18 protein-coding genes and 1 riboswitch are annotated in these 25,523 nt (G+C 67.1%); of the genes, 4 read left to right on the forward strand and 14 right to left on the reverse strand.

Going from position 1 to position 25,523, the window contains the following annotated elements; all coding sequences use genetic code 11:
- Position 1 precedes the first annotated feature (1 nt).
- Together AVL61_RS03120 and AVL61_RS03125 are read left to right on the forward strand one after the other, a co-directional pair.
- The gene (locus tag AVL61_RS03120) at positions 2 to 958 is read left to right on the forward strand and encodes a 3-hydroxyacyl-CoA dehydrogenase (RefSeq protein WP_058872889.1); all 957 of its coding nucleotides are present in this window, start codon (positions 2 to 4) and stop codon (positions 956 to 958) included.
- Positions 959 to 993: 35 nt separating this feature from the next.
- On the forward strand, positions 994 to 2,325 hold the full coding sequence (locus AVL61_RS03125) for a short-chain fatty acid transporter (protein ID WP_058872890.1): 1,332 nt from the start codon (positions 994 to 996) through the stop codon (positions 2,323 to 2,325).
- Between the two features lie 85 nt (positions 2,326 to 2,410).
- Here AVL61_RS03125 and AVL61_RS03130 read toward each other — a convergent pair whose 3' ends face one another.
- The 3 genes from AVL61_RS03130 to AVL61_RS03140 all read right to left on the reverse strand — a co-directional run bounded on the left by AVL61_RS03130 (position 2,411) and on the right by AVL61_RS03140 (position 4,280).
- Positions 2,411 to 2,698, reverse strand: a complete 288-nt coding sequence (locus tag AVL61_RS03130) for a YciI family protein (protein WP_231738278.1) — start codon at positions 2,696 to 2,698, stop codon at positions 2,411 to 2,413.
- 129 nt (positions 2,699 to 2,827) lie between these two features.
- On the reverse strand, positions 2,828 to 3,142 hold the full coding sequence (locus AVL61_RS03135) for a hypothetical protein (protein WP_157571270.1): 315 nt from the start codon (positions 3,140 to 3,142) through the stop codon (positions 2,828 to 2,830).
- Between the two features lie 187 nt (positions 3,143 to 3,329).
- Positions 3,330 to 4,280 carry a helix-turn-helix domain-containing protein gene (locus AVL61_RS03140; RefSeq protein WP_058872893.1) on the reverse strand — a complete coding sequence of 317 codons (951 nt, stop codon included), beginning with the start codon at positions 4,278 to 4,280 and terminating at the stop codon, positions 3,330 to 3,332.
- A gap of 134 nt (positions 4,281 to 4,414) precedes the next feature.
- On the opposite strand from AVL61_RS03140, the gene AVL61_RS03145 reads away from it, so the two are divergent.
- Positions 4,415 to 5,197: an SDR family oxidoreductase gene (locus AVL61_RS03145; protein WP_058872894.1), complete on the forward strand. Its 783-nt coding sequence runs from the start codon at positions 4,415 to 4,417 to the stop codon at positions 5,195 to 5,197.
- A gap of 137 nt (positions 5,198 to 5,334) precedes the next feature.
- Here AVL61_RS03145 and AVL61_RS03150 read toward each other — a convergent pair whose 3' ends face one another.
- The 6 genes from AVL61_RS03150 to AVL61_RS03175 all read right to left on the reverse strand — a co-directional run bounded on the left by AVL61_RS03150 (position 5,335) and on the right by AVL61_RS03175 (position 12,478).
- Positions 5,335 to 5,700, reverse strand: coding sequence for a hypothetical protein (locus AVL61_RS03150; RefSeq protein WP_058872895.1), 366 nt, complete (start codon positions 5,698 to 5,700; stop codon positions 5,335 to 5,337).
- A 185-nt stretch (positions 5,701 to 5,885) separates the two neighbouring features.
- Positions 5,886 to 6,845 (reverse strand): 2-hydroxyacid dehydrogenase, encoded by a 960-nt coding sequence (locus AVL61_RS03155; RefSeq protein ID WP_058872896.1) that lies wholly within the window; start codon positions 6,843 to 6,845, stop codon positions 5,886 to 5,888.
- Positions 6,842 to 8,041 (reverse strand): pyridoxal phosphate-dependent aminotransferase, encoded by a 1,200-nt coding sequence (locus AVL61_RS03160; RefSeq protein ID WP_058872897.1) that lies wholly within the window; start codon positions 8,039 to 8,041, stop codon positions 6,842 to 6,844. The genes AVL61_RS03155 and AVL61_RS03160 overlap by 4 nt, the downstream gene beginning before the upstream one ends.
- Before the next feature lie 603 nt (positions 8,042 to 8,644).
- Positions 8,645 to 9,145 (reverse strand): NlpC/P60 family protein, encoded by a 501-nt coding sequence (locus tag AVL61_RS03165; RefSeq protein ID WP_058872898.1) that lies wholly within the window; start codon positions 9,143 to 9,145, stop codon positions 8,645 to 8,647.
- Positions 9,146 to 9,150: 5 nt separating this feature from the next.
- A riboswitch (cyclic di-AMP (ydaO/yuaA leader) is annotated at positions 9,151 to 9,336 on the reverse strand.
- A gap of 566 nt (positions 9,337 to 9,902) precedes the next feature.
- Complete coding sequence (locus AVL61_RS03170; RefSeq protein WP_058872899.1) at positions 9,903 to 11,516, reverse strand: flavin-containing monooxygenase; 1,614 nt, start codon at positions 11,514 to 11,516, stop codon at positions 9,903 to 9,905.
- On the reverse strand, positions 11,513 to 12,478 hold the full coding sequence (locus AVL61_RS03175) for an alpha/beta hydrolase (RefSeq protein ID WP_058872900.1): 966 nt from the start codon (positions 12,476 to 12,478) through the stop codon (positions 11,513 to 11,515). Before AVL61_RS03175 ends, AVL61_RS03170 begins: the two co-directional genes overlap by 4 nt.
- A 213-nt stretch (positions 12,479 to 12,691) precedes the next feature.
- On the opposite strand from AVL61_RS03175, the gene AVL61_RS03180 reads away from it, so the two are divergent.
- Positions 12,692 to 13,369 carry a GntR family transcriptional regulator gene (locus tag AVL61_RS03180; protein ID WP_058872901.1) on the forward strand — a complete coding sequence of 226 codons (678 nt, stop codon included), beginning with the start codon at positions 12,692 to 12,694 and terminating at the stop codon, positions 13,367 to 13,369.
- A gap of 15 nt (positions 13,370 to 13,384) precedes the next feature.
- Here the strand turns inward: AVL61_RS03180 and AVL61_RS03185 are convergent, their stop codons facing one another.
- The 5 genes from AVL61_RS03185 to AVL61_RS03205 form a co-directional block, all read right to left on the reverse strand.
- Positions 13,385 to 13,957, reverse strand: coding sequence for a hypothetical protein (locus AVL61_RS03185; protein WP_157571271.1), 573 nt, complete (start codon positions 13,955 to 13,957; stop codon positions 13,385 to 13,387).
- Between the two features lie 301 nt (positions 13,958 to 14,258).
- Positions 14,259 to 15,053, reverse strand: coding sequence for a TIGR03084 family metal-binding protein (locus tag AVL61_RS03190; RefSeq protein ID WP_058872903.1), 795 nt, complete (start codon positions 15,051 to 15,053; stop codon positions 14,259 to 14,261).
- Positions 15,054 to 15,079: 26 nt separating this feature from the next.
- Positions 15,080 to 16,201: a hypothetical protein gene (locus AVL61_RS03195; RefSeq protein WP_058872904.1), complete on the reverse strand. Its 1,122-nt coding sequence runs from the start codon at positions 16,199 to 16,201 to the stop codon at positions 15,080 to 15,082.
- Positions 16,202 to 17,068: 867 nt separating this feature from the next.
- Positions 17,069 to 22,471 (reverse strand): DEAD/DEAH box helicase, encoded by a 5,403-nt coding sequence (locus AVL61_RS03200; protein WP_058872905.1) that lies wholly within the window; start codon positions 22,469 to 22,471, stop codon positions 17,069 to 17,071.
- Between the two features lie 2 nt (positions 22,472 to 22,473).
- On the reverse strand, positions 22,474 to 25,512 hold the full coding sequence (locus AVL61_RS03205; RefSeq protein ID WP_157571272.1) for a hypothetical protein: 3,039 nt from the start codon (positions 25,510 to 25,512) through the stop codon (positions 22,474 to 22,476).
- Between the last annotated feature and the right edge of the window lie 11 nt (positions 25,513 to 25,523).

Raw genomic sequence — 25,523 nt, forward strand, 5'->3', positions numbered from 1 at the left:
CATGGCGTCCCGGGACACCCCGCTGGCCGTCGTCGGCGCCGGCAGCATCGGCGTCGCCTTCGCCCTGGTCTTCGCCCGGGCCGGATTCGCAGTCCGTCTGCAGGACCCCGACCGGCGCCGCCTCGAGCAGGCACCGGAGGAGATCCGCTCCCGGCTGGAGGCGCTCCTGGAGCACGGTCTGCTCCAGGAACCGGCCCAGGACGTCCTCGGGCGGATCCGGTGCGTGGAGGACCTGGCGGAAGCCGTGCCGGGCACTGCCCTGGTGCAGGAGTGCGCCCCGGAGCGGCTCGAGCTCAAGACACAGCTCTTCGCCGAGCTCGATCGGCTCGCCGACACCGGGACCGTGCTGGCGTCGTCGTCCTCGGCCCTGACCGCCTCGTCCTTCGCCGCCGATCTCGACGGCCGCGGCCGTTGCCTGGTGGCCCACCCCGGCAATCCGCCGTACCTGTTGCCGGTGATCGAGCTCGTGCCCGCTCCGTTCACCGCGTCCTCGAGCGTGGACCGCGCCCGGTCCGTCTACCAGCAGGCTGGGCTCAGCCCCGTGCTCGTGGAGCGCGAGGTGGAGGGCTTCGTCTTCAACCGGCTCCAGGGGGCCCTGTTGCGGGAGGCCTACTGTCTCGTCCGGGACGGCGTGGCCTCCGTCGAGGCCGTCGACCAGGTCGTGCGGGAGGGCCTCGGTCGCCGCTGGGCGTTCATGGGGCCGTTCGAGACCGTCGACCTCAACACCCGCGGCGGCATCGCCTCGCACGCCGAGAAGATGGGCCCGGCCTACTACCGCATGGGCCGCGAGCGCGGTCAGGACGACCCCTGGACCGACGACCTCGTGGGAACCGTGACCGACGAGCGCCGGGAACTCCTGCCGCTGGAGCACTGGGAGCAGCGCGTCCTGTGGCGCGACGAGCAGCTGATGCGGCTCGCGGAGCTGTTCCGGCGACACGATCCACCGCACCGCCCCTGACATCCCGCACGCCACCCGATCACGACGAGGACCCCATGAAAACTGCCGCCAAGCTGTTCACCAACCTCACCAACAAGTACCTGCCCGATCCTCTGGTGATCGCCATCGGCCTGACCGCCTTCACGATGCTGCTGGCCATGGTGATCCGCGGGAACTCGTTCCTGGAGGTCACCACGCAGTGGGGCGACGGGTTCTGGGACCTGCTCGCCTTCTCCATGCAGATGACCGTGATCCTGGTGGCCGGCTACATCCTCGCCAAGACCCCCATGGTGGACCGGGGTCTCACCGCCATCGCCCACCGGGTCACCTCGCCCCGGGCGGCCATCATCGTCGCGACCCTCGTGGGCGGCGTGGGCAGCTGGCTCAACTGGGGCTTCGGGCTGGTGCTCGGCGGGCTCATGGCCCAGAAGCTGGCCCTCAACGTCAAGGGACTGCACTACCCGCTGGCCATCGCCGCCGGCTACAGCGGCTTCGCCCTCTACGGAGTCGGCCTCTCCGGGTCCGTGCCGCTGCTCATCGCCACGCCGGGGCACTTCCTCGAGGACCAGATCGGTCTGATCGACCTCGGGCGCACCATCTTCGATCCGGTCATCCTGGGCATGGTGGTCGTCCTCCTGATCGGCCTGCCCCTGTTCAACGCCGCGCTCCACCCCAAGGACCCGGCCGACGTCAAGGAGATCGATCCGACCACGGTGGCACCCGCACCCGAGAAGCTCCAGGCCGACAAGTCCGGCCTCTCCGTGGGGGAGCGGCTCAACGCCAGCCCCGTCTTCAGCATCGGCATCGGCGCTCTCGCGCTGATCTACCTGGTGCAGCACTTCGCCCGGGGCGGAGGCCTTGACCTCAACACCGTGAACTTCGCCCTGCTGTTCCTGGGCATCCTGTTCCTCACCCGCCCGATGTACTTCCTCGACACCCTCAACGACGGGATCCGGCTGGCGGCCGGCATCGTGGTCCAGTACCCCTTCTACGCGGGCATCATGGGCATCCTGATGGGCTCCGGCCTGGTCGTCACCTTCGCCGCGTGGATCGGAGACATCTCCTCCGCGGAGACGCTGCCGTTCCTGTCCTTCCTCAGCGGCGGCTTGATCAACCTGTTGGCGCCCTCGGGCGGCGGCCAGTGGGCCGTGCAGGGCCCGGTCATGATCGAGGCGGCCAACCAGCTCGACGCCGACTACGCCAAGACCGCTCTGGGCGTGCAGATCGGCGACCAGTGGACCAACATGGTGCAGCCGTTCTGGATCCTGCCTGTCCTGGCCATCTCGAAGCTGAAGCTGGGCGAGGTCATGGGGTACCTGGTGCTCATCCTCGTCTTCATCGGCGTCGTCTTCGGCGCCGCCGTGCTCCTGTGGGGTTTCCTGGGCTGAATCCTGCTGACCGCACGAATCCGGCCCGCCCCGCGCACTCAGTGTGCTCGGGGCGGGCCGGATTACTTGGTCGCCCGGCGTCCAGCTACAGGTAGTTCTTCCCGTCCAGGTACGCCTTGCGCCAGCGCTGGATCTTCACCTCGCGGAAGAGACCGCCCCGGGAGAACGGGTCCGCCTCGATCAGAGCCTCGGCCTCCGCACGGGTGTCGACGTCGACGAGGTAGAGGCCTCCATCGGCCGTCTCGCCGTCGTCGGAGAGCTTCGCCCCGCAGGCCAGCAGCTTGTCGGCGACCGTCTCGAGGTACCGCAGGTGCTCGTCCCGCAGCTCCAGGCGCCGGTCGTAGGCGTTGGTTCGGTCGAAGGTCTCGATCATGTAGGGCACTGTGGTCTCCTCCGCGGTTCGTTCGGCACAGCCATCGTGCCACCCGCCTGGCCTCTCTCGGCGCCGGGCGGGTGGGGGAGCACCCGTCGTCAGGCATGCCATCGCCGCGCCAGGCACCGGTCACACACTCTCCCGGCTGATGCGAGCCTCGGGAACGTGCTCGTCCGCAGGGGACGACGGCCGACGGACTCGCCGGAAGCGGGCGCCGTCCGATGGTGCGGAGTCGCCGAGGAAGACCAGGCTGCGCCGCAGCGTCTGCCGCCAGCCGTCCCAGCCGAGGTCGCGCCACGGCACCCGCTCCTCCGCGGGAACGGCCAGGCGCCCGATCACCGTGTACACCGCCAGCACAGCGGCTGTGGCCGTCAGCAGAAATAGGAACGCGATCATGATGAGCTCCTTGCTCGTCGAGTGCCGGCCGATCCGGCTCACTCTCACGCTGACAAGCCTGGTCGCTCGGCGATCTCCGCACGAGTGGCAGAAATGACTACTGTCGATCACTTTCTGCCATTTCTGTCAGTGCCTCTTTTCGGTGCCGGCATGGGCCAGTTCTTCGCCCCTGATGGCGACCATGACGGAGCACCTCGGCCGCGCTCTCTCGGCCGAGGCGCTTGCGTGGCTGTGCTCAGGAAGTGGTCGCGAAGCGGCGGCGGTACTGCTGCGGGCTGAGCCTGCGGATCCGGGTGAAGTGGTGGCGCAGCGTGGCCGCGTTGCCGAAGCCCACGTCCGCGGCGATGCGCTCGACGGGCAGGTCGGTCTCCTCGAGCAGCTGCTCGGCCCGGTGCAGGCGCCGCGCGGTGATCCAGGCGTGCGGCGTGGTGCCCGTCTCGTCGCGGAAGCGGCGGGCGAAGGTGCGCGGGGACATGGCGGCGCGCCGGGCCAGGGCGTCGACGTCGAGCGGTTCGTCGAGGTGTCCCACGATCCAGGTGAGCAGCGGGTCCAGCGTCTCGGCCCGGCGCTCGGGGACCGGTTCCTTGATGAACTGGGCCTGCCCGCCCTGGCGCTGCGGCGGCACGACCATGCGCCGTGCCACGGTGTTGGCGGCCGCCGAGCCGAACTCCTGGCGCCACAGGTGCAGGCAGGCGTCGAGGCCCGCCGCGGTGCCGGCGCTGGTGAGGATGCTGCCGTCCTCGACGTAGAGGACCTCGGGCACCACCTGGGCGGCGGGGAACCGCACGGCCAGCTCCGCCGTGTGCATCCAGTGGGTCGTGCAGCGGCGGCCGTCGAGCAGGCCGGCCGCCCCCAGCACGAAGGCGCCCGAGCAGATGGACAGGATCCGGGCGCCGCGGTCGTGGGCCGCGCGCAGCGCGTCGATCACCTCGGCCGGGACCTCCCGGTCCCGGGACATGGCCGGGAGGACCACGAGATCTGCCTCGGCCACCCGGTCGAGCCCGTGCTGGACGGCCACGTCGAAGCCGGCGATCGTGCGAACCGGCCGCCCCCCGGGACTGCACACCGCGAAGTCCATCACCGGCAGGCCGTTGGCGGAGCGGTCGATCGCCCAGGCCTCGCAGGCCACGCCGAGCTCGAAGGGGGAGACCTCGCCGAACACGATGACGGCCACGTTGCTGATCATGGGTCCATGCTCCCAGCAGCGTGGCAGGAAGTCGACGGCAATATAGAAAGCGATACTCGCGGCGGCACAGCCAGACGAGGAGAATCGGGCCATCAGGACCGGAGCGCGGACGGACGGGAACAGGGCGGTGGACGATGGCGAGCACGGGTGAGGGCGAGCGCCGGAAGGTGGCGGTCCTGGGGGCGACCGGGGAGCTGGGCTCACGGGTGGTGGCGCATCTGCGCGAGCGCGGCGTCGACGTCGTCGAGGTCTCGCGCCGACAGGGCACTGACGTCTACTCCGGGAAGGGCCTGGGCGCCGCGTTCGACGGGGTCTCCACCGTGGTGGACTGCCTCCACCTGCCGACGCTGTCCCGCCGGCGCGCCGTCGACTTCTTCAGCACCACCGCCCGCAACGTGCTGGCCGCGGCACAGCGGAACGGTGTGTCCCGGATCGTGTGCGTCACGATCCTCAACGCCCGGGACCCGGAGGTGCACCGGTGGCTGGGCTACTACGCGGGCAAGGCCGCCCAGGAGCAGACCTACCGTGCCGGGCCGGTCCTGGTCACCGTCGTGGCCTCGGCGCAGTGGTACGAACTGGCCGAGACCCTGCTGTCGCAGCTGCGCATCGGCCCGCTCTCGGTGGTGCCGGGGATGCGCTCCCGGCCGCTGGCCGCCGAGGACGCCGCCGCGTTCGTCGCCGACCGTGCCCTGGAGCCGGCCAGCACCGCGACACCCGGCGACGCCGTCATCGCCGGGCCCGAGATTCGCGACATGGCGGAGCTGGCCCGAGCGCTCGCCGAGCGCCGCGGAGGACGCCGAAAGGTCCTCCGGGTGCCGGTGTCCTTCACCGCCCTCGGCAACGGCGGCCTCCTGCCCCGAGGGGATTTCACGACCGCCCCGGCCCGGTTCGAGGACTGGCTCCGCGGCACCCCTTGAGGAATGTGCTCGCCAGCACGGACAGGCGTGTTCCGGGCGGCACGATGAGCTCAGCCGGTACCCGTCGACCCGTTGGGTTTACTGCTTCATCCGGTCGGAACGGTCCGTGGTCCGGTACTGGCAGAGCCCCCGGACCGTCACCGGGTGGTTCCGACCAGGTCGCCCAGGGCCCGGTTGTGCGGCATTCTCAGGAGGGACAGCCGCTCGTCCTGGCCGATCAGGCCACCCATGGGAGAGACCTCGCGCATCTCGATGCTGCCAGGGTCGGGGGAGTCGAGGACCGTACGCAGGGTCTCCACATCGCGGGTCTCCACGATGCGGCGCCAGCGGCCGAGGTTCTCGACGTGCGGATGCCCTTGCACCGAGCTGCTGAGTCGCTCGAGGTTCTGGAGGATCTGCGGCGTCCAGGAGGACAGGGTCTCCTCGTTCAGCTTGGGGACCAGTGACCGGTGGAGCAGCAGGGTGCGCAGGCTTGACCGGTTCATCTCGGTGTCCTGGGGCATTGCTCCTCCTCTCCTCCTGGTGACCGATTCTACCGTCGCGCATGATGTCCGAGGGGGCTGGTGGCTCATCTCTGGTGCCCAGGTGAAACCTCCCCAGGCGTGGCCAGAAGAGCATCACGTTGGCCGCGCTCTGGGGAAATCGAGGGGGGCCGGCGGTCCTGCCTGGGCGACGGACGGCCCTGCTGCTAGCCGATCGGTGTCGGCGGTCGTTCCCCGCTGAGCACGGCGAGCGCGTTGTCGGCGGCGAGCACCGCCATCGCGGTGCGCGTCTCCACGGTGGCGGAGCCCAGGTGCGGCAGGAGCACCACGTTGTCGAGCTCCAGCAGCTCGGGATGCACCTGGGGCTCGTGCTCGTAGACGTCCAGCCCGGCGCCCGCGATCCGACCGTCCCGCAGCGCGGACGCGAGCGCCGCCTCGTCGACGATCGGTCCGCGCGCGGTGTTGACGAGGTACGCCGAGTCCTTCATCGCCGCCAGCTGCTCGGCGCCGATCAGATGGTGCGTGGCGGGCCCGTAGGGGCAGTGCAGCGAGACGACGTCGGAGACGCTCAGCAGCTCGTCGAGCTCGACCCGCCGGGCGCCCAGCTCGGCGGCGATTCCGGGATCGATCTCGCTGCGCGACTGGTAGACGATCTCCATGCCGAAGGCCCTGGCCCGGCGCGCAGTCGCCTGGCCGATGCCGCCCATGCCGACGACGCCGAGGGTCTTGCCCTGCAGGCTGCTGCCGAGCAGGAAGAACATGCCCCACTTCCAGTCCTGGCCGGAGCGGATGAGCCGTTCCGCCTCGCCGAGCCGGCGCGTCGCCATGAGGATGAGGCCGAACGCGATGTCGGCGGTGGCGTCCGTGAGCACGCCGGGGGTGTTGGTGGCCACGACGTCCCGTTCGGCGCAGGCCGGCACGTCGATGTTGTCGTAGCCGACCGCGACGTTCGCGACGACCTGGAGCTGCGGGCCGGCGGCGTCGAGCAGCTCGGCGTCGATGCGCTCGGTGAGCAGGCTGACGACGGCATCGGCGCCGGCGACCCGGCGCAGGAGCTCCTCGCGGTCGATCGGCTCCGGATCCGGCCAGGCGTCGACCTCGTGGGCGGCGCGGAGCTTCTCGATCGCGGCGTCGGGAATCCGTCCCGTGACGACGACCCGGCTCATGCCGTCTCGATCCACGCGCGCAGGCGGCCGAGGCCGTCGCGGATGTCGTCGACGTCGATGCCCGAGTAGGCGAGCCGGATGTACTGCCGGTCCTCGCCGGGCTGGCGCCGGCCGAAGTGCTCGCGCGTGCAGAAGGAGACGCCGGTCTCGTGCAGTGCGGCCGTGGCGAAGTCGCCGACCGCCGTGTACCCCATGCGTTCCATGGCGGCGGTGACGTCGGGGAACAGGTAGAAGGTCGACTGCGGCACGGCCACGTGCATGCCGGGGGTGGCGTTCACGAGCTCACAGGCGACATCGCGGCGCTCGCGCAGGATGTCGAGCGTCTGCTGCACGGGCTCCTGGGTGCCGCGGAGTGCTTCGATGCCGGCCCACTGCACATAGTGCGTGGTGCAGGACTCGTCGTTGGTGTTGAGCGTGCTGAGCACCTTCGCGATCTCCAGGGGCGCGACGGCGCAGCCGAGGCGCGAGCCGGTCATAGCGAACTTCTTGCTGAAGGTGTAGAGGATGACGGTGCGCTCCGCCATCCCGGGGAGCGAGGCGATCGAGCTCGAGACCCCCTCGTAGCGCGTCTCGAAGTAGGCCTCGTCGGAGAGCACCCAGAGATCGTGCTCCTGGGCGAGCTGCGCGACGGACTCGCGCTCGGCCGTCGTCGACTCGGCCGAGATGGGGTTCTGCAGGTCGTTGTAGATGATGGCGACCGTGTTCGGGGTGATCGAGGCGCGCACCTGGTCGAGGTCGATCGCGAAGCCGTCCTCCGTGGGGAGGTAGCGGTACGGCACGGCCGTGCCGCCGAGGTACTCGATCTGCGACTCGTAGATCGGGAAGCCGGGGTTCGGGTAGAGCACTTCCTGGCCGGGGTTCATGACCGCCTGCAGGAACTTCGTGATGACGGGCTTGCCGCCCGTCATCACCACGATGTTCTCGGGGCTGAGGCCGATGCCACGACGTGAGCCGATGTCCTCGGCGAGGGCCTCGCGTAGCTGCGGGATGCCCGGGCCCGGGCAGTAGCCGGTGTAGCCGTCGGCGATGGCCCGGTCCATCGCCTCGACGATGTGCGGGGCCGTCGGGATGTTGATGTCACCGAGGTGGAAGGGGTACACCCGGTTCCCCTTCGCCTTCCAGGCGGCGGCGGCCTGGGCGACGCTGAAGGCGGTTTCGGTGCCCAGCCGGTCGAGCCGGTGTGCGAGTTCCCGCATGCTGTTCCACTCCTCGTCGAGTTGGCGATCGATCCGCTGGCGGACCCGCACCGAGCATACGACTCATATATCAGCCTGGGAAGAGTGGTTTCCGGATGATGTCCTACATGGAGGCAACGAGCGCCGGAAGGGCGACCCTAAGGCTCATTCAGGTGGTCACTCTGTCATTCACTCCTCATTCAGGCTCAAAGAGTGAATGACAGAGTGAGTGAGGGAGTCCCGTGAGTGCGGAAACTGACCAGTACGAGGTCACTCAGCTTCTCGCCAACCAGGGTCAACCCACTGATGCCCAGCGCATGGCCCTGGCGATGCTCCACCACGGCACCGAGGTGTCCAACGAGCGGTTGCCCAGTTGGGGACTCGACAGCCGGGAAGCCACCGCGGCACTCACCGACCTCGTCGACCGGGGGTTGGCCGAGCGTTCTGGAGGGAGACGTTATGCCCGGTATCAGCTCTCACCGGACGTCGCGCTGTCTTTCCGAGTGGCCGGCCCCGATGTCGACCCACCGACGCTTCTCGGTGTCCTGAGGCGCCCCGTAACGAGACTCGGGTGTGCGGTTCCCGTCGGGACGGGAGCCGCACACCCGCATCGGGCGTGGAGTGTCAGCGCACGCGGAGGTAGACGGGGCCGGAGCCGACGTTGACGGTCTGGATGACCGTCTGGTTGCCGTTCCAGCCGCCGTGGACGGCCTTGCCGCCGCCGATGTACACGGCGATGTGGGCGAAGCCCATGCCGCCGTTGGCGTAGTAGACCAGGTCACCGGGCTGGGCCTGGGCGGCGGAGACCCGGGTGCCGAGCTTCAGGTAGGAGACCGGCCACCCGTGGTGCTTGACCCCGGCCGCGCGCAGGGCCTTGGTGACCAGGGCGGTGCAGTCCTGCCGCACGCCGAGCTGGTTCTTGGCCGCAGCGGCGATGGTCGCTGCCTTGCCGGACTGGGACTGGGTGCTGAGGACCTGCTGGGGGGCTGCGGCGGGGGCGGCCTGGGCCGGGGCCACGCTGCTGAGCGCCAGGGCGCCGCCGGCGACCGCCAGGATGGCGGTGCGCCCGAGGCGGAACGAGCTCTGGGCGCGGTGGCGGGGCGTGCGGGACTGGAAAACGGGCATGAGTGATGTCCTCCCTCTTGCCTGCGAGGTGAGCTGTCGGATGCGGGTGGGAGACACCCGGTCGCAGGGTGGGGGCCCTGACGACTTAACCCCTAGGTCCCGGGGGAGGGACCGTTTCTGGTTCCCCCGCTTCTGCCGAGCGATGTGTCTGGGGGGCCCCGGGCACCGGCAGAATTCGGCGATGTGCACGGGGACGCCGATCGATAAGGCGATCGGCACGGAGAGAACACTAATCGAAAAATAACGGAAAAGTCTCGTTTAGATCACGGGCGTGTCTCGACATTGGTGCTGATCCGGCAGGGCACCTCCGCCACCGGACGACGCGGCGCGGTGAGGGGCGCCTGTGTGGATCCCCCAGGAGGCTCAGCACGAGACGAGAGTCGTCTTGACCTGGAGCTCTGCCCAGATCCTGTCGACAGGCAAGCACGCCCCTGCCCTGGGGCCGAGTGCCGAGTGGCGCCACCCGTAGCAGGGCGCGACCGTTTGCCGGGAAAGGTCCACAGAACATTAGATCGCCCACGGGGCCGGCCCCTACTTCAAGGGTCGGGACAAGCAATTCCCTCCGGCAATCTCCATTCCTGTCCCAGGAATTCGCAAAAAGAAAGAAACGCGTTTGCGGCGCGTCGATCTCGCTCTCCTGGCGTCTCGCGAGCCTCAGGCTGCCGAGGAGGGGATGCGCCCCGACGCCCCGGCCTGCCGGCATGCGGAGGGCTCCGGTGCCGCAGCACCGGAGCCCTCCGTTCGGCTGTTCAGCCGCTCAGGCGACGCTGAAACCCTCGTACTGCCGGGAGGCGACCTCGTCGCACTTGGCGCGGTAGGCGCCGACCCCGCCCACGTAGGGCATGAACACCCGCGGCTTGCCGGGCACGTTCGCGCCCAGATACCAGGAGTTCGCCTGCGGGAACAGGGTCATGTCCGCGGCGTCGTTGACGTGCTGCACCCACGCGTCCTCCGCCTCGGGAGAGGCCTCGGAGCGGACGAGGCCCTGGTCCTCGAGGTAGCGGATGTGGTCGGTGATCCAGTCGACGTGCTGCTCGATCGAGGTCACCATGTTGCTGAGCACCGACGGGCTGCCGGGACCGGTGACCAGGAACAGGTTCGGGAACCCGGCGGTGGCCAGCCCGAGGTAGGTCCGCGGACCGGCGGCCCACTTCTCGGCCAGGGCGAGCCCCTCGGTGCCCCGGATGTCGATCCGGTTCAGAGCCCCGGTCATGGCGTCGAAGCCGGTGGCGAAGACGATCGCGTCGACCTCGTACTCCTGCTCCGTGGTGCTCAGCCCCCGCTCGGTGAGCCGGGTGATCGGCGCGGGCCGGACGTCGACCAGGGAGACGTTCTCCCGGTTGAACGTCGTGTAGTAGTCGGTGTCCACGCAGATCCGCTTGGTGCCCACGGGGTGGTCGTACGGCTTCAGCAGCTCGGCGACCTGCGGGTCCTCGACGATCTCGTCGATGCGCTCGCGGATGTACTGGGCCACGACGTCGTTGGCCTCCTTGCTGATCGCCAGGTCCGAGAAGCACTGTCCGAGGCGGAACCCGCCCAGCGTCCAGTGCTCCTCCATGACCTTGCGCTGCTCCGCCGGGTCGGTTTCCAGTGCGGAGGCGGTGCTGGGCGGGAACGGCAGCCCGGTCGGGGTCTGCCGGGCGATCTCCCGGATCCGCGGGTAGTCGGCCTTGATCTGCGCCCACTCCTGCGGGTCCAGCGGCTGGTTGCGCGCCGGGACGCTGAAGTTCGGGGTGCGCTGGAAGACTGTGAGGTGCTCGGCCTGGCGGGCGATCTCGGGGATCGACTGGATGCCCGAGGACCCGGTGCCGATCACCGCGACGCGCTTGCCGGTGAAGTCCACGCCCTCGTGCGGCCAGAAGCCGGTGTGGTAGACCTCCCCGGTGTACTCGGCCAGGCCCTCGAAGTCCGGCACGCGCCCGGCCGAGAGGCAGCCGGTGGCCATGATGCAGTACCGGGCGCTGACCGTCTCCTCGGTGCCGTCCACGGTCGAGCGGGTGGTGACGGCCCACCGTGCCGCGGCGTCGTCGTAGACGGCGGAGACCACCTCGGTGTCCAGCTGGATGTCGCGGCGCAGGTCGAAGCGGTCGGCCACGTGGTTGAGGTAGCGCAGGATCTCGGGCTGGGTGGGGTAGCGCTCGGTCCACTCCCACTCCTGCTCCAGCTCCCGGGAGAAGGAGTAGGAGTAGTAGGGGCTCTCCACGTCGCACCGGGCCCCGGGGTAGCGGTTCCAGTACCACGTGCCGCCCACGCCGTCGCCCTTCTCGACGACGGCCACGGACCGTCCCTGCTCGCGCAGGCGGTGGAGGAGGTAGAGGCCGGAGAACCCGGCGCCGACGACGACGACGTCCAGCTCGCGCACCGTGCTCATCGCTCGCCCGCCTCCTCCAGCTCGGCCTGGACGTCCGTGGCGATCGACTCCACCACGAAGTCCAGGGCCTCGGCGCTGGCCGGCAGCACGTTGACCATGGAGAAGAAGCCGTGCATCTGGCCCTCCCAGCGGCGCTGGTGGACCTCCACCCCCGCCTCCTGGAGCTTCTCGGCGTAGGCCTCGCCCTCGTCCCGCAGCACGTCGTGGGCGGCGGTGATGACCAGCGCCGGCGGCAGGCCGGAGAGGTCCTCCGCGTGGAACGGCGCGGCGTCCGGGTGTTTGCGCTGCTCGGCGTCGGGCACGTACTGGTCCCAGAACCAGGTCATGAACTCGGTGGTCAGCAGCGTCTGGTTCTCCTCCTCGGTGTAGGAGGGGCGGGTGAAGTCGGCGTCGGTGACCGGGTAGATCAGCACCTGCTTGGCGATGGCCGGCCCGCCGTTCTCGCGCGCCCGCAGGGCCATGACGGCCGAGAGGTTGCCGCCGGCGCTGTCCCCGCCGACATAGAGCGGGACCTGCGCCCCGGCGATCTCCGCCAGGTGCTCGCCCGCCCAGGTCAGGGCGGTCCAGGAGTCCTCCACCGCGGCGGGGAAGGGGTGCTCCGGGGCCTTGCGGTAGTCCACGAGGACGACGGCGCAGCCCGACTTCTCGGCCAGCTGCCGGCCCAGGGTGTCGTAGCCGTCGATGTCCTGCAGCACCCAGCCGCCGCCGTGGAGGTAGACGAACACGCCGGCCGGGGACTCCCGCGGCACGTGCACCCGGATGCGGAAGCTCCCGCCGTCGGAGGCGTCCAGGACGTGGTCCTCGGTGCGGTGCATCTCGGGGCCCGTCCCGAACATCTCGTTCATGGCCGCGGCGGTGGCGCGGGCCTCGGCGGGGCTCATCTGCCACATGGGCTTGGCGTCGGGCCCGGCGGCCTCGGCGGAGGCGGCCAGGAAGGCGAGGGTGGCGTGGTCCAGGGACATGGGTGTCTCCTCATCGACGGAACGGTTCCGGCACCGCTCGTGCTGAGTGATGCAGGTCACATGACCGTAGACTGCACAATGCATTGTTTCTAGGGGGTGCCCGAATGTTTCTTGCGCCCCGGTGGCTACGCTGGGGGCAGCACCGGCCGGCCGCCTGTTGTTGTGACACCAGCGGCGACGTCCGGACCGGCGAGACGGAGGGACACGACAACTGTGGCGTTCGAGATGCCGGCCACCCGGCGGGAGGCGGTCGCGGAGCACCTGCGGGAGGAGATCCTCTCCGGGGTACTCGCTCCCGGCGCCCCGATCCGCGACGCCGAGATCGCGGCCCGCCTCGACGTGAGCATCACGCCGGTGCGTGAGGCCATCACCGAGCTCATCGGCGAAGGGCTCGTGGTCAGCACCGCCAACAAGCGCCGGCACGTCGCCGTGCTCACCCAGCGGCAGGCCATCGAGCTGATGGACGTGCTGGGGGTCGTCACCGTGGCCGCGCTCGAGCGCGCCGTGCCCTCCCTCGACGACGGCCTGCTCGACGCGCTCGCCGACACCGTCACCCGCTTCACCCAGGAGGCGGGGCAGCACCACTTCGAGGAGTCCCGCACCGGCCTCATCGACGCCGTGCGTGTGCTGCTGGCGGCCGCCGACAACGACGAGCTGACCGCCATGGCGGAACAGGTCATGCTGCGCTCGCTGCGGCGGATCACGCTCTATCCCTCAGGCCACCTGGTGCCGCTCTGGGTCGAGGGCTGGCAGGACATGCTGCAGCTGCTGCGTGCGGGCGCCGGTCCGGAGGCGGTAGCCCGGCTGCGGGCGTTCTTCACGGAGCTGACCATCCGGATGCGGGAGGACCGGCCGCTGGACGCGACGGTGGGACCGGCGGCGCAGGGCTGATCGCGCACCGGGGCATCAGCTGCAGCTGGGACACTTTTCGTAGAACTGCAACGATCTGCCGCAACTCCTGCAGGATGGCGCAGCCCATGGCCAGTTGAGGCTTCCTGCGTTGATCTTCTTCGCGAGCTGGGGTGTGGGCAGAGGAACCGCATTGTCGGGCACATCGGGGCAGTACAGGCGGTAAGCCGCGAGCCGTTCCTGGGCCGCCACTGTTTCGAGCTCGTAGACGTCGTCTATAGGACCGCGGTTCTGCCGCTGAAGCCACGCATTGAACCCGGGGCCGACCACGCCGGATTGCTTGCGCACGACGAGTGCCGTGATGGCCGGCAGATCGTGCTCGACGCAGTGGTCGAGCACGTCGAAAAGGGGATTCGTGATCCACCTGTTCAGCAGGTTCGTGGTGCGGACCTTGGTGGTCTCGAACAGATGATCACCGAGATCCTGGTAGGTGATATAGCCGCCATACGTCGAGGCGACGGACTGGAGCTTGGGGATCGCCTGCTCGGCCCACAATCTCCGCGCTTCCCGAGGAGGAAAGGGGACTTCACGGTGCGGTTCTTGCCATGTTCCCGGCAGTTGGCTCGTCATGGTCAATCCTCTCAACGAGGAAGGCAATGTTCGCATTCACAAATGTACTCCGAATTTGCGCTGGATTCTCGTTGGTGGCGTAAGTCCGCACGGAGAAATCTGGGCCCTGCGCGCAACGGAACATTCACGCTGACAGTCCGGTACCGCTCGCCACAGCGTTACAAAGGCGCCCACAGTCGAAGGAGAGCGACCGGCTCGAAATCCACGGGCAGGTCAAGAACGGATACCCGGTGTCCCGGACTGCTGCTCCGTCGGGACGGCGGCCGAAGAATGTCCCCTCTGCTGAATGTGTGTCTGATCTTCATGTGGACTGAGACAGCGGCGTCCGCCCCGGACCCGGCCGGCCGGCGAAGGCCTGGACGATGTCGAGCCAGGCGTCGGCGTCGGGGCCCTCTGCGACGAGGCTTCCGTCCTGGCGGTGCCGCCGCCGGGTGGCGAGCAGGGCGAAGTCCAGGGCGGGGCCGTGGACGCGCTGAGCCGCCACGGCCGGTCCCCAGGTCCACGTCTCGTCCTCATGGGTGAGCTCCACGCGGAACGGCTCGGCCGGCGGGTCCAGCCGGCGCTGCCGGAAGGCGTAGTCGCGGGTGGCCACGCCCAAGTGGGCGACGTGCCGCAACCGGTGCGAGGCGACTGGCGGAACCCCGAGCGCGTCGCGGACGTCTTGGCCGTGGGCGAAGGTCTCCATGATCCGGGCGCTGGCCATCATGGGCGCGCCCATGGGCGGGCCGATCCACGGGATGTGCTTACCCTCCGGCACGGCGGAGAGCCGCTCGAGCACGCGACGCCGGCTGTCCTGCCAGGACGCCAGGATCGGGGCCGGGGGCCGTGCGGCACCCTCCTGGGCGCCGCGGTCGACGACGTCGGCCTCCGCCCGGAACCGCTCCCGCAGCTGTGCGAAGACCTTGGGCTCCTCGAGGGCGGTCAGCACGGTCCGCTCCGTCCAGGTGAGGTGCGCGACCTGGTGGCGGATCGTCCACCCCTCCGCCGGGGTGGGAGAGTCCCAGCCGGAGTCGGGCAGCTCACGCAGCAACGCCTCCAGGAGGTCGCCCTCCACACGCAGGTCGGCCAACAGGGCGGTGAGGTCGGGGTTGGTCATGGACTCACCATATTTTGGAGAGACCCTCAGGATCGGTCGCACCGCTCTTGAAGCTCGGCGATGACTGTTTTCTCACGCGTGTTGACGGCACCGTCCACAGTTGCCACCCGCTCGGCTGCGTCGACAATGTCGCTCAGGTTTCCTGGTTCGGCGTCCAGGCGTCGCCACACCTCCGCGGGGTCGACATCGACGAGGCGAGCAAGCTGTTCGTCGATTACCTGGTGCCGATCTCGGACCAGCCTCACTAGGTGACGGATCAGCAGGGCCTCGTCGTCGGCGATTTTGCCGTCCGCCATGATGACGAGCCAGGCGACCCACAGCATCAGCTGCGGATGCCGACTCCGCTCACTCAGATTCTCGGCGAGTTCGATCACCCGCGCCTCGTTCCGGAAGACAGCTTGCGCGTGCCGCCCCGCGACCAACGTCGTGTAGCGGTTCAGCACCACCGCGAGCGGAACGCCAACGAGCGGAATGCCGATCTTGATGACGTTGCGCTGCAGAAGGAACTTGCCGACCACCGGAAGCCCCTTCCCAGCGGCCAGGACTCCTTTGGAATAGAAGCGCTTGATCACCGGCCGCATGACGGCTGGGACGGCCTTGATCACGCCCCCACTCACGGCTTCCCCGCTCTTGATCGTGAAGGCCACCCGAATGAGCTTCCACAGGTCATCAGGGTCGGACAGGTCGAGGGGGACCCGGTAGAGGACTGCGACGTCGTAAGCCAGGCGGAGCTGGAGCCGGGTGATGTAAGCGACATCGACCATCATGGTCGTGACGGCGGCCGGGACGGTCGCCGCCGAGGCGCCACCAAGGCTCCCGAGGGTGGCGATGATGGCCGCCGAGTAGGCGCCGGCGGAGATCCCGCCTTCGAGCGCGGCGTACCTCGTTGCCATCTTGATCCGCTGGTCGACGATGGCGTCCGCGGGTACGCCCTCGTACCGTGCCTGGAAGTACTGCCAGTTGACCTTGTCGGTGTAGGAGCCCAGGGCCTGAGCGCTGAGCTTGGTGAACCATCCTCCCGACTTGATGTCGTCCGGGCTCAGCCCCGTGACGAATTCCCTTAGCTTGTCTCGTTCATCCTCGACGACTTTCCGGTCGGCGTCATTGGCATCGTCGGCGTCGATACCGTCAATGGGAGCTTTGGACATGTCGAGTCCTCCCGAGTGGGTCAGCGTCCAGCTTGGTTGCCGGACTTTGGACGAACTCACTGACCTCCCAACAGGGTGGCCCAGCGATGAGCACGGCTGTTGACTCTCAGCGGCGTAGATCCAATGTTTTTACATACTAATGGCGCAGGCGACATCTCCGGGAGCGCCGAGCCCTTTCACGTTCAACAGCGAACAAGTTTCGCGGCGGGGCGCTGCCAGCGGCGGACCCAAATCAAGTTAGGCACCGTTGATGGGCGCTCGGCTCACATCACATCGTCTGGCGAGGCGATGTTCCGCCGTTTCCACGCTCTCTGCAGCACCGCCCGGTCCTTCCTGGGGCGTCCAAAGTGCGGCCGCTCCTATCCCCGGCCAACTCATGCCCTCATTCCCGTCTCTCCCATGATTCGAAGAGTATGTATGAACGCGAATCTATCGTTCAGCGGGGGGTGCCGATGTCCGATGGGCGCGGAGATGACGGCAGACGAGACGGCTTGGGTGTGCAGCGGTGAGCGCAGCTCAGTGCGCCCCAGAGCTCTGCACCGCCAGGTCCGACACCCCCGGGTTCCTGAAAGGAGCCCATGGCCCTTCACTGCCCTCTACACCGGCACCTCCTCGTGGTTGCCGCGTCACGACCTTGGTGCCGCGGTGCCTTCTGAAAACGCCACCACCTCGGAAATCGAACAACGGGTGAAGCAGAAACATGAGGCCGGAATGCCGGTGCGCCAAGGAGTGCCGATCCAGTGGAGCTACGGCCTCTTCCGTAACAGGAACCTCGTCCTCACCCCGACTTCCTGGTGCGCGACTTGATGCGAATCCTGGCAAAGTCGAGGGTCTCGTGCCGGCGGCACGTGCAGGGGGTTGGGTCGATCACAGGGACTGGTAGACCTCCGAGATCTTGTAGATCGCCCGTGCTTCCATTTCCACCGGGTCCGAGACCAAAACGCGAGAGCCGATTTCGGTGCGCGCTTCTTCAAGAGATTGCTCGAGCTGGGCGAGCCTGCCCTCCCCCCGTAGCCAAAGGGGGTGGGCAAGGAGTATTCCTCGGTGGTCCGGCATGGACAGTAGCGGAAGTTCGAGTGGACCGACCTCCTGGAGGTCGACTTTGTCCCCGAGGGCCTCGGCCACCTGGCGCCGCAGAGAGCGCGCATTCGCATCCCATCTCCGTACGTCGAGCTGCCGTCCAAGTGCCAAATCGGTCATGTCCAGAGCCAGACGCCAATTGATGGCGCCGTGCAGTTTCTGGTTGTCCCAACTACGTAAACAGTCTGGGCACGAGCCCATGCAGATCGAAGCATGCTCGTGCGTGTCGAAATCATCACCCAACACATGCCGAGCGTGGCGGAGGAGTTCCGCGACGGATGTCTTGCGTGCGAGCTCTACCGCGTAGCCGGCGCCGTTCTCGGCTGAGTCGGCGATGAACACCCGGAAGAGTTCCCGCCCTTGTCGGGTGAACGGTTGAAGGCCTGACTGGAGTTCTTGCGGATCGATGTCGAGCATGGTCTGGGCCGCCCTGCGGAGCAGCTCGGACCACGAAAGGAACGCCGCGTGTCCCCCTGGCATGTGATTCGTCCCAGCCACGACCTTCTCGCCGCTGATCGGGTCAGGCTGCAGTTCGATGGTCAGCACATCGGTGACTTTGAGCTCGCCGATGGCGGCATTGTCAAGATGAAGGTCTTTGTTCGGCTTGGGGGTCCAGCCGGAGTATTGGACAGACTCACCTCCCACGATCACTGACCGATCCGATGGTGAAGCGCGGTACATGCTGTACAGGCGTCCACGATTGTCGTTGTACCGGACGATCTTGCTCTGCTCGTACAGACGCACATCGGTGTGTGCAATTGTTCGGGACTCGGAAGGATCGCCCACCGGGAAGAACGCGGGGGAAGAACTGGACTGCGGTACGGTCCGATCTCGGGTGAAGGGCTGGGTGTATCGGCCGGTGCGGAAGCCCAAAGGCTCATACATGCGGAAGACACGTCGTGGCTCATTGCAAACAGGACAGTCTCTGACGTCGTCGATGGATTTCACCAGCTCGACGATCCCGCACTGGTCGCAGACCTCGACGTGCTGGGCCGGACCCAACGGGTTGTCGACCTGCTGGAACTGACCCTCGCGACGCTCGAATGCCTCAAAGCCGACGCAGAGGTGGACCAAACCATCGCGAACTACTTCTTGCCCCGGGGCGTAGTGACCGATGGCCTGAGTGAGGGAGCGGTCGGCCACGGTCACTGCATCCACGTCACTGGTCGGCTTGTGAGCGGGTGCGTCGTAGAGACCACGGACGCGGGTGGGGAAACCGAACATGGGGAGCAAGCCGCCTTCGGCGAGCACGAGGGAAAGCTGTGCCTGAGAATCGGTGGCCTCGGAGACCAGTTCATCGATCCGCGAGGGCAGATCCTCCTGAAGTTCGCGCACGAGTTCCTGATGGAGCTCCGCAGACAGTTCCACCCCGTGCGTCATGGTCACGACAACTTGCTGCAGGAACGCGGTATCTTTCAGCTGACTCAGCACATGTGGCTTGTACCCGGCCCACTCCTCGACGGTGCCGAAGGACCCGTGAAGGCTCTCCGGTCGCCATTCCGGCGAATTGGGAACGCGGAGGAAAGCTTGGTGTAATACCTCGGAGGCGACTACCCGCCGAAGGATCTGGAGCCGATCGGTAGTCAGGAAGGGTTGGGGAGGAACGTCCCCGGTCATGCGCTCGGGGTGCTGGAAATAGTACTCGTCGTGGGCGGAGTCGCGGCAGGCGGTCACCGCGTAGGAGAAGGCCTGACCGGCACGTCCGGCTCGTCCCACGCGTTGCTGATAGTTGAAACGTTGCGGGGGCATGTTGGCCATCAAGGTCAGGTTCAGCGCTCCGATGTCCACGCCGGCTTCCATCGTGGTGGTGACGCTGAGGACGTCCAAGGAGCACGTGAGTTCGTTCTCGGCAGGCTGCGGGCGTTGGACGCCGCGGAACCACCGTTGGCGACGGCGTTGCTCCTCCGGCGGCTTGGTCTGGGCCGTCAGTTCCGCCACGGCAATGCGCCGGCTCTGTTGCTCGGACATCCATGCCACGTAACTGTCCGGTACCTCGGATAGCGGCAATTGCTCCAAATCTGTGCCGCTGCAACCAGCATTGGCGCAGGCCCCACCGGATGGGTGGAGGTGCACGTAACGACACGTGCGGCAAACCCACGCGTCGCCACCTGGTCTGGAGACCAGCAAGCCGTCGAGGGCGGTGTCGGGGCTCACGGTCCAGGTCTGGACGTCGACGAGGCCGTAGCGTCCGAGCAAGTGAATGATGCGTTCCCCGAGTTCGTCCGGGTTCAGGTCGTGAACGGTTGCCACCCGAAGCATGTAGTCCTTGATTGCCAGCGGCATGTCCCGGGGACGGGGCTTTCTCAGCGAACTCCCAATGCCCAGGATGCGCAGGACCGAGGACAGCACGTGCAGCATTTTGTCGCCGGACAATGGGGTCGCGTCGGGAATGTGACTCGGACGCACCCAGCACACGAGCGCGCTCTCGAGGTCATGGCGCTTGGAGGCGTAGAGAACGGACAACAGCTCGGTTTGCAGCTGTCGAGTGATGCTGAGCTGTCGCTCGGCAGCCACGGTGTTGGAACGCCGTTGCCAGAGGCCTGTACGGGGAGGATCAAAACACTCGTACCAAGGCACCATGTCCGCATCGTGGCCGGCCGACTCACCGGGGCCTCCCGGGTTGACCCCCAGCTCGACGCAACGGTGGATCACCTGATCGGTGAGTGCCTTCCAGGACACGCTGTCGGTCTGTTGGCCGGCTGCCCATTCATCCCACACTGCTAGTTGCTCGGTAGTGGCGGTGCCGGTCGCTACGGGAACGACGACGGTAATCAGGTCAGGTCTCTGGGCGATGACTTCCTGTGCGAGCTGTACCAGGTCCGACGGCATGCTGGCGGAGCCCTCCGTGAAGAGCCGTTTGACCGCTTCCGTGCGGTCCGCCGACCACGCGTTGCGGACGGCGTCCACAGCAACCTGTGTGAGGACGTCGGAGTACTGCCGCCGATTCAGGGAGGCGGACGTCCGGGCGGCGAGGTCGCGGTTGTCCGAGAAGATGATGGTCTTGTAGGCAGAGGGGTCCTCACCGAGAGTGCGGGGAATCTGCCTCATGAAGGTCTGGATGATTTCCTGATTCTGCGCACGGTGCGACCGGATCGGGGAATAGATCGCGCCGGCTTCGAACATGGCTCGGTCCTGGCGACGGTTGGTAGAGGTACGACAGGCGGGACATGCGCTGGGAAGTGCCGCGACGTTGTCCACCGCGCCGCGTGCGCCGGCGGAGGCCAGCAGGACCGTCACATCATGCTGCCCTTCCTCAGCGGGGCCGCGGGCGTGCTTCGTGAGAACACCGCTGGCCGACAGCCGGGCAGGCGCAAACCGGAATTGGACGTTGTTGTGGCTCCAGGCCTCTTGAGTCGTTCCATCCACCCGGTGAGGCCAAATCCACCGATATTCGCGTCGACGGCGTGCGCTGACTCGCGGAGAGGCGTCAACGTTCATACCGGCAGGTGAGGCACCCAATATTTCGTCGTCGTCCGATTCGGGGAACGGCAGCCAGTACCCACCGAGGCTGAGGTCGCCACAGTCGGTGCAGACCAGCGCCTCCAGCACGCGCCCTCCACAGTCCGCGCAAGCGGCACGAGGTGACAAGTACAGTCGGCCAACGCTGCGAGGCTTCTGCTGCTCGCTCGTCGAACCGGAGGCCGTAGCTTCTTCCGACGTCGCCGGAACACCATCGCACTTGGGATTGACACAGGCCCAGAGCCCCGGCACGGAACGGCTGAAGAGATGGGCACGCAAGGGGACCCGGGAACCCTCGGCGCACTCCTCGGAGATGCGGGACAGGCAATGACTCAATCGCTGCAGGGCGTCCTCGGACGCATCCCCTGGGAAGAGCCGTTCCGAAAGTCTGGTCAACGATGTGGCGCGCAGACGGGAGATCGGGACGTCGTCATAGCAGGCGGCGGCGATGCGCTCAGGGAGCACCTCGGCCGGAAGTGTTTGCTCCTGGCCCTTGCCGAGGGGCTGGAACGCGGGTATGTCCGCGGGCTCACCCGGGTCCACGCGAAACGTGCTGCGGTCCGCACCGAAGAAGTCCTGAAGGTATTGGAGTCCGCTCTCGTCAGCTTCCAAAGACGCGGACGAGCCGATGATCTGCAGCTGTGGGTGGTCGGGATGCAAGCCGAGGCGGTCGAAGAGCTTGCGCATGACATAGGCGACTTCGGTGCCCGATGTTCCACGGAAGGTGTGCAGCTCGTCGACGGCCACGGTGAAGACGTGGTCGGGAGATACCTTGAGCCACTCCCGAGTGGCTCGGAACACCGGGGCCTCGAAATCGCGCATGAGGACGGCATTGAGCATGGCGTAGTTGGTCACCATGATGTCCGGCGGGGCGGCCACCACGTCCCACTTGGTCATCAACTCGTTGCGGCGAGGATCCGTGAACAGGGCTTGGTCCTTCTCGTCGATGTCGCGAAGAGCGTCGAACTCCTCGGCCATGGACCGGAGCTGGTCGCGCACATGCCTGGATCGCGACGCCGTCGGTTTCTTGCCGTCTCGGAGGATGCTCCCGAGCGTGCCGCCTGTGTAACGGGCAAACCACAGGCGGGCTTGCGGGTTCGACTGCTCGATTCGTCGGCAGGCATCCCGGAGGCGAGTCAGCTGATCCTCGACGAGAGCGTTGGTGGGATACATGACAAGCGCGCGGACCGCCGCAGGGCGGGTCTCGGTCCGGCGGACCGGGCGCCAGGCGATGTCGCCGGGTTGCTCCCACCAAGCATCGACCGGACCCGGAGAAACCGCCCAGTCTGAGGATTCGGCCACCAGACGGGTCAGGATCGGCAGCAGGAAGGCTTCCGTCTTGCCGGAGCCTGTGCCGGCCGTCACGATGGTGTGCCGTTTGTCGGGGTGAGCGCCGAAGCTGGTGAGAAAAGCGTTGGCTTGGTGCCCACGCAGTTTCACAGGTGCGTCGGTGTCGGTGTAACGCCCGAACAGGGCCCGACCGACCACTTCCGCGGCAAGCGGGTCTACGCTACATCGCCGGGCGATGTCTTTGAGCTTGATATTGGAGGCATAGGGAAGCACCGGCTCCAGGAGCGGCTCAGCGAGGAGCCGGCCGGGTTCCTGGAGGAGCGCAGCACGCTCCTTGGCCAGTTCTTTGTCACGCAGCATGAACTCGGATTCGTAGTGGCGCAGGTACGCCTCTTGGAGGTCGGCTGCCAGATCGGACGGTGGGGGCAGAACGGGGGTCACAGTCAGACCATCTTTCCTGTGAGAGCAGCGGCGAGATCGATATCGACGTTCGGATAGACGATGGATCTGCGCTGTTTGTTGGATCGGGGCAGAGCAAAGGTCGATAGGACGACGGCTCTCTCATAGAGCCCGGGCAGGCGAGCTCCCAAAGGAACACGGAGCTCCTCGGCCTCGGCGTCATAGCTGATGAGCGCTCGTCGTTCGAGCGCCGCTGCTGCATGCTTGCCGAATTCTTTGTCGACGCGCAGACAGGTCACATCGTCGACCACCAGGTAGTGCTGTGTGATCCATCCACTGGTGTCCCGGTACAGACCGGCGGTCCCTATCCCGTCCACCGCTATCCAGGCAGCCTGTCCCACGGAGAACCAGTCGAGTTCCTGGCACGGTGAGGGCAACGGAATTTGGGGGAATCCGGCCAATGCCTCGGACAGGGGTGGGAGGCAATCGACCAGGACTTCGGCGGATCCGCAGTACACCGTCTCCGGCACCAGATCGTCTGCGAGCTGGGAAAGGTCCGTGACGCGGACGACGGTGGGAGCTCCTTCATCGGTGGGCACTCGGCCGTCCGACAGATCGATGAGTCGTTCCAACTGGGATTCGGACCATCCGCCGACGGCCGCCACGCCGTCACGGAACTCGACGAGCACGGGATCATTGATTTCCCAGTCGACGGCACGCATGTTCTCGTCGCGCCTGATCTCCAGAAACCCCGTCGACTCGAGGTCTCTGACCATCTCGTGCAGGTCGCTGGCATCCAGGTCCGTCTCCCGGGCCATGTAGCGGAGATCGGCCATCGTCCCGTACCCCAGGTGCACCATAAGGTCCTGAATCTCTTCCCGTCCCACCGCGTGCCGCATGGTCCGGGTCAACGGCGCGTAACGCGGCATCTCCTGCGCCGTCATGGGACCCCGCGTCTTGAGGTTGCCGGGGTCGAGCAGGTGCCTCTTTGTGAGGCCGCATTGACTGCAGCCCTTGTAGATCCACACGGCGCGCTTGCTGCGCTTGCGCGGTGTAGGAGGCAGGAGAAACCGGTGAGCCCCCGTGACGAGACACGAAGTCGGATCGGGGACCGGCAGACCGACGTGAGGCCGAGCCGTGGCCTGGCGAAGCTGGTTACGGCCGTCTTTCCACGGCAAGTCAGTACCTGGAACTGTGTTCGTTGTGTCGGCAGGAAACGCTTCTACGCGGGCCCCCTTAACAATGACGTCGTCATCGCCAATCTCCGCGGTCAATAGTTCGGCTGAAATCACCCCGCGCTGCATGTCGAGGTGGGCGAGGCCGGGCCTCTGCGACCACCGGCGCGCGTCCCTGTCGTCACCACGCTTGAGACGCAGGGAGCGTCGAATCTCCCGTACCGCAGAACCGGACGCTTGCGAGGCCACGACCGTGAAGTCCCGGCAAGGAATGTCAGCGGGCACCTCCAGAGTCAGAGGGGGCTCGGCCTTATCTGCCAGAACCTTGGTGCGACGAGCGATCCCGTCGGACTCGACCTCCATCCACTCCAGGCGCACGGAGACGGGTAGTGATTCCGACGCCGTGACAGTCATCGACGGCTTGGATGTGTAGCTCCAGCGGGCGATGCGACCCGGTAGGCGCAGACCTCCGTTGAACTCGACCGACAGCGAGGTGAGGGGGGCGAGCATGTCGAGCCCGTGGCCCGTCTGCGTAGGGCTCGGAGGGCGAAGCAGGACGACCTTCTCGAAGATGTCCCATCCTTCTGGGACGCTGCCATGTCCGGCGAGGGAGTGGACGAATCCGGGCTCGGCACAGTCCGTGAGGAGGGACTTCACCCGGCTGACAAGGTTTCGGTCGTGCCGCACCAGAATGGATATTTCACGGCCGAGTTGGGCCCGAGGCGTTTCCAGGAAGCCTTGGATACTCTCGGAGCGAGAGAAAATAATCACGGGACGAGGAACTCGCTGGTGATTTCGCCCCACCGGGTCGGTGACATCCAGCTGACCCTCGAGTAGCGATCGTTTGTTGATGTTGACGTCCTCAGCGGTGAATGCCACCGCGGTGGGAGTCGCCTGATCGACCGTCAACTGGATCGGCGAGTCCTCGGTCTGCAGGATCCAGCCATCGGCTGCTTCCGTGCCCTGCATCAGGGCGCCGAAGTGAAGTGTTCGTTGCCGAAGTTTCCGGCGTTGGGACCAGTAGGCGAGTTGCACTCGCCCGGGTCGCTTCTCGCCGGCCTCGTTCGGCTCGTCTTCCGGGGCCTCGGGAGTCCACGTGCTCAACTCCACAACGGCGATATCTGCCACTTGTTGACGTGCACTCTCGTTCTCGAGGAGCCGCCGAAGGTTGGCCGTCAGGTCGTGGCTGGTCTCGCACCACTCACGAAGCATGACCGCCATGTCTTCGGGGCTCACACTGCCGCCTGGCTCGAGGTCGAACTGTCGGAACATGCGATGGAGGCGGGGGATGTCCGCCTCCCGGATGAGCGCCTGGGAGGTCGGCAAGCCCACATATCGGTAGCTGAACGCGGCGGCGCTCGGGAGCCCGAAGCGCCCATCGTGAAGTTCTAGCCAGTACGCCAGCGAGTCCCACCAGTTCTCGCTGCTGTGCCGGATGGCAGCTGAAACACGTCCGTGCTCGGACTGCGGAAGCATGAGCAGAGAGGTCAGGTGTGAATAGAAGCCGGAGTCGTGCGCGCCCGCTCCCAGGTCAGCCGTCCCTTGGAGCTCGGCCGCACGTGCCGTGAGTGCCAGCAGTCCCACCACGGGGGGTGCCGGCGCGTCCTGCGAACCGAAGCCGAGCTTCTTCTCGCGTTTGAGGCGTAGCCACCACCGGGTCAGCTCCCGGTCGAAGTGACGGAAAACTGGACCGGAATGACGCTGGAGGACGGCGTGAATGGCAGCCTGAAACTCCGGCTCTGCGCATTGGACCGGCAAATCCAACTGACTGGCCAGGGCATGGAACACGCTGTCTTCCATGTCCAGGTAGACGGGCTCACCGGCTCGGGATTCTTGAAAGAAGTGGTCGACCACGGCGTCGTTCCACATCAAGTATTTGTCCCATGCGTAAGGATTGCTGTATTTCACGGCGTCGTCCA

Origin of the sequence: Kocuria rosea subsp. polaris (assembly GCF_001483755.1) — a bacterium.
In the GTDB taxonomy this organism is placed as follows: domain Bacteria; phylum Actinomycetota; class Actinomycetes; order Actinomycetales; family Micrococcaceae; genus Kocuria; species Kocuria cellulosilytica.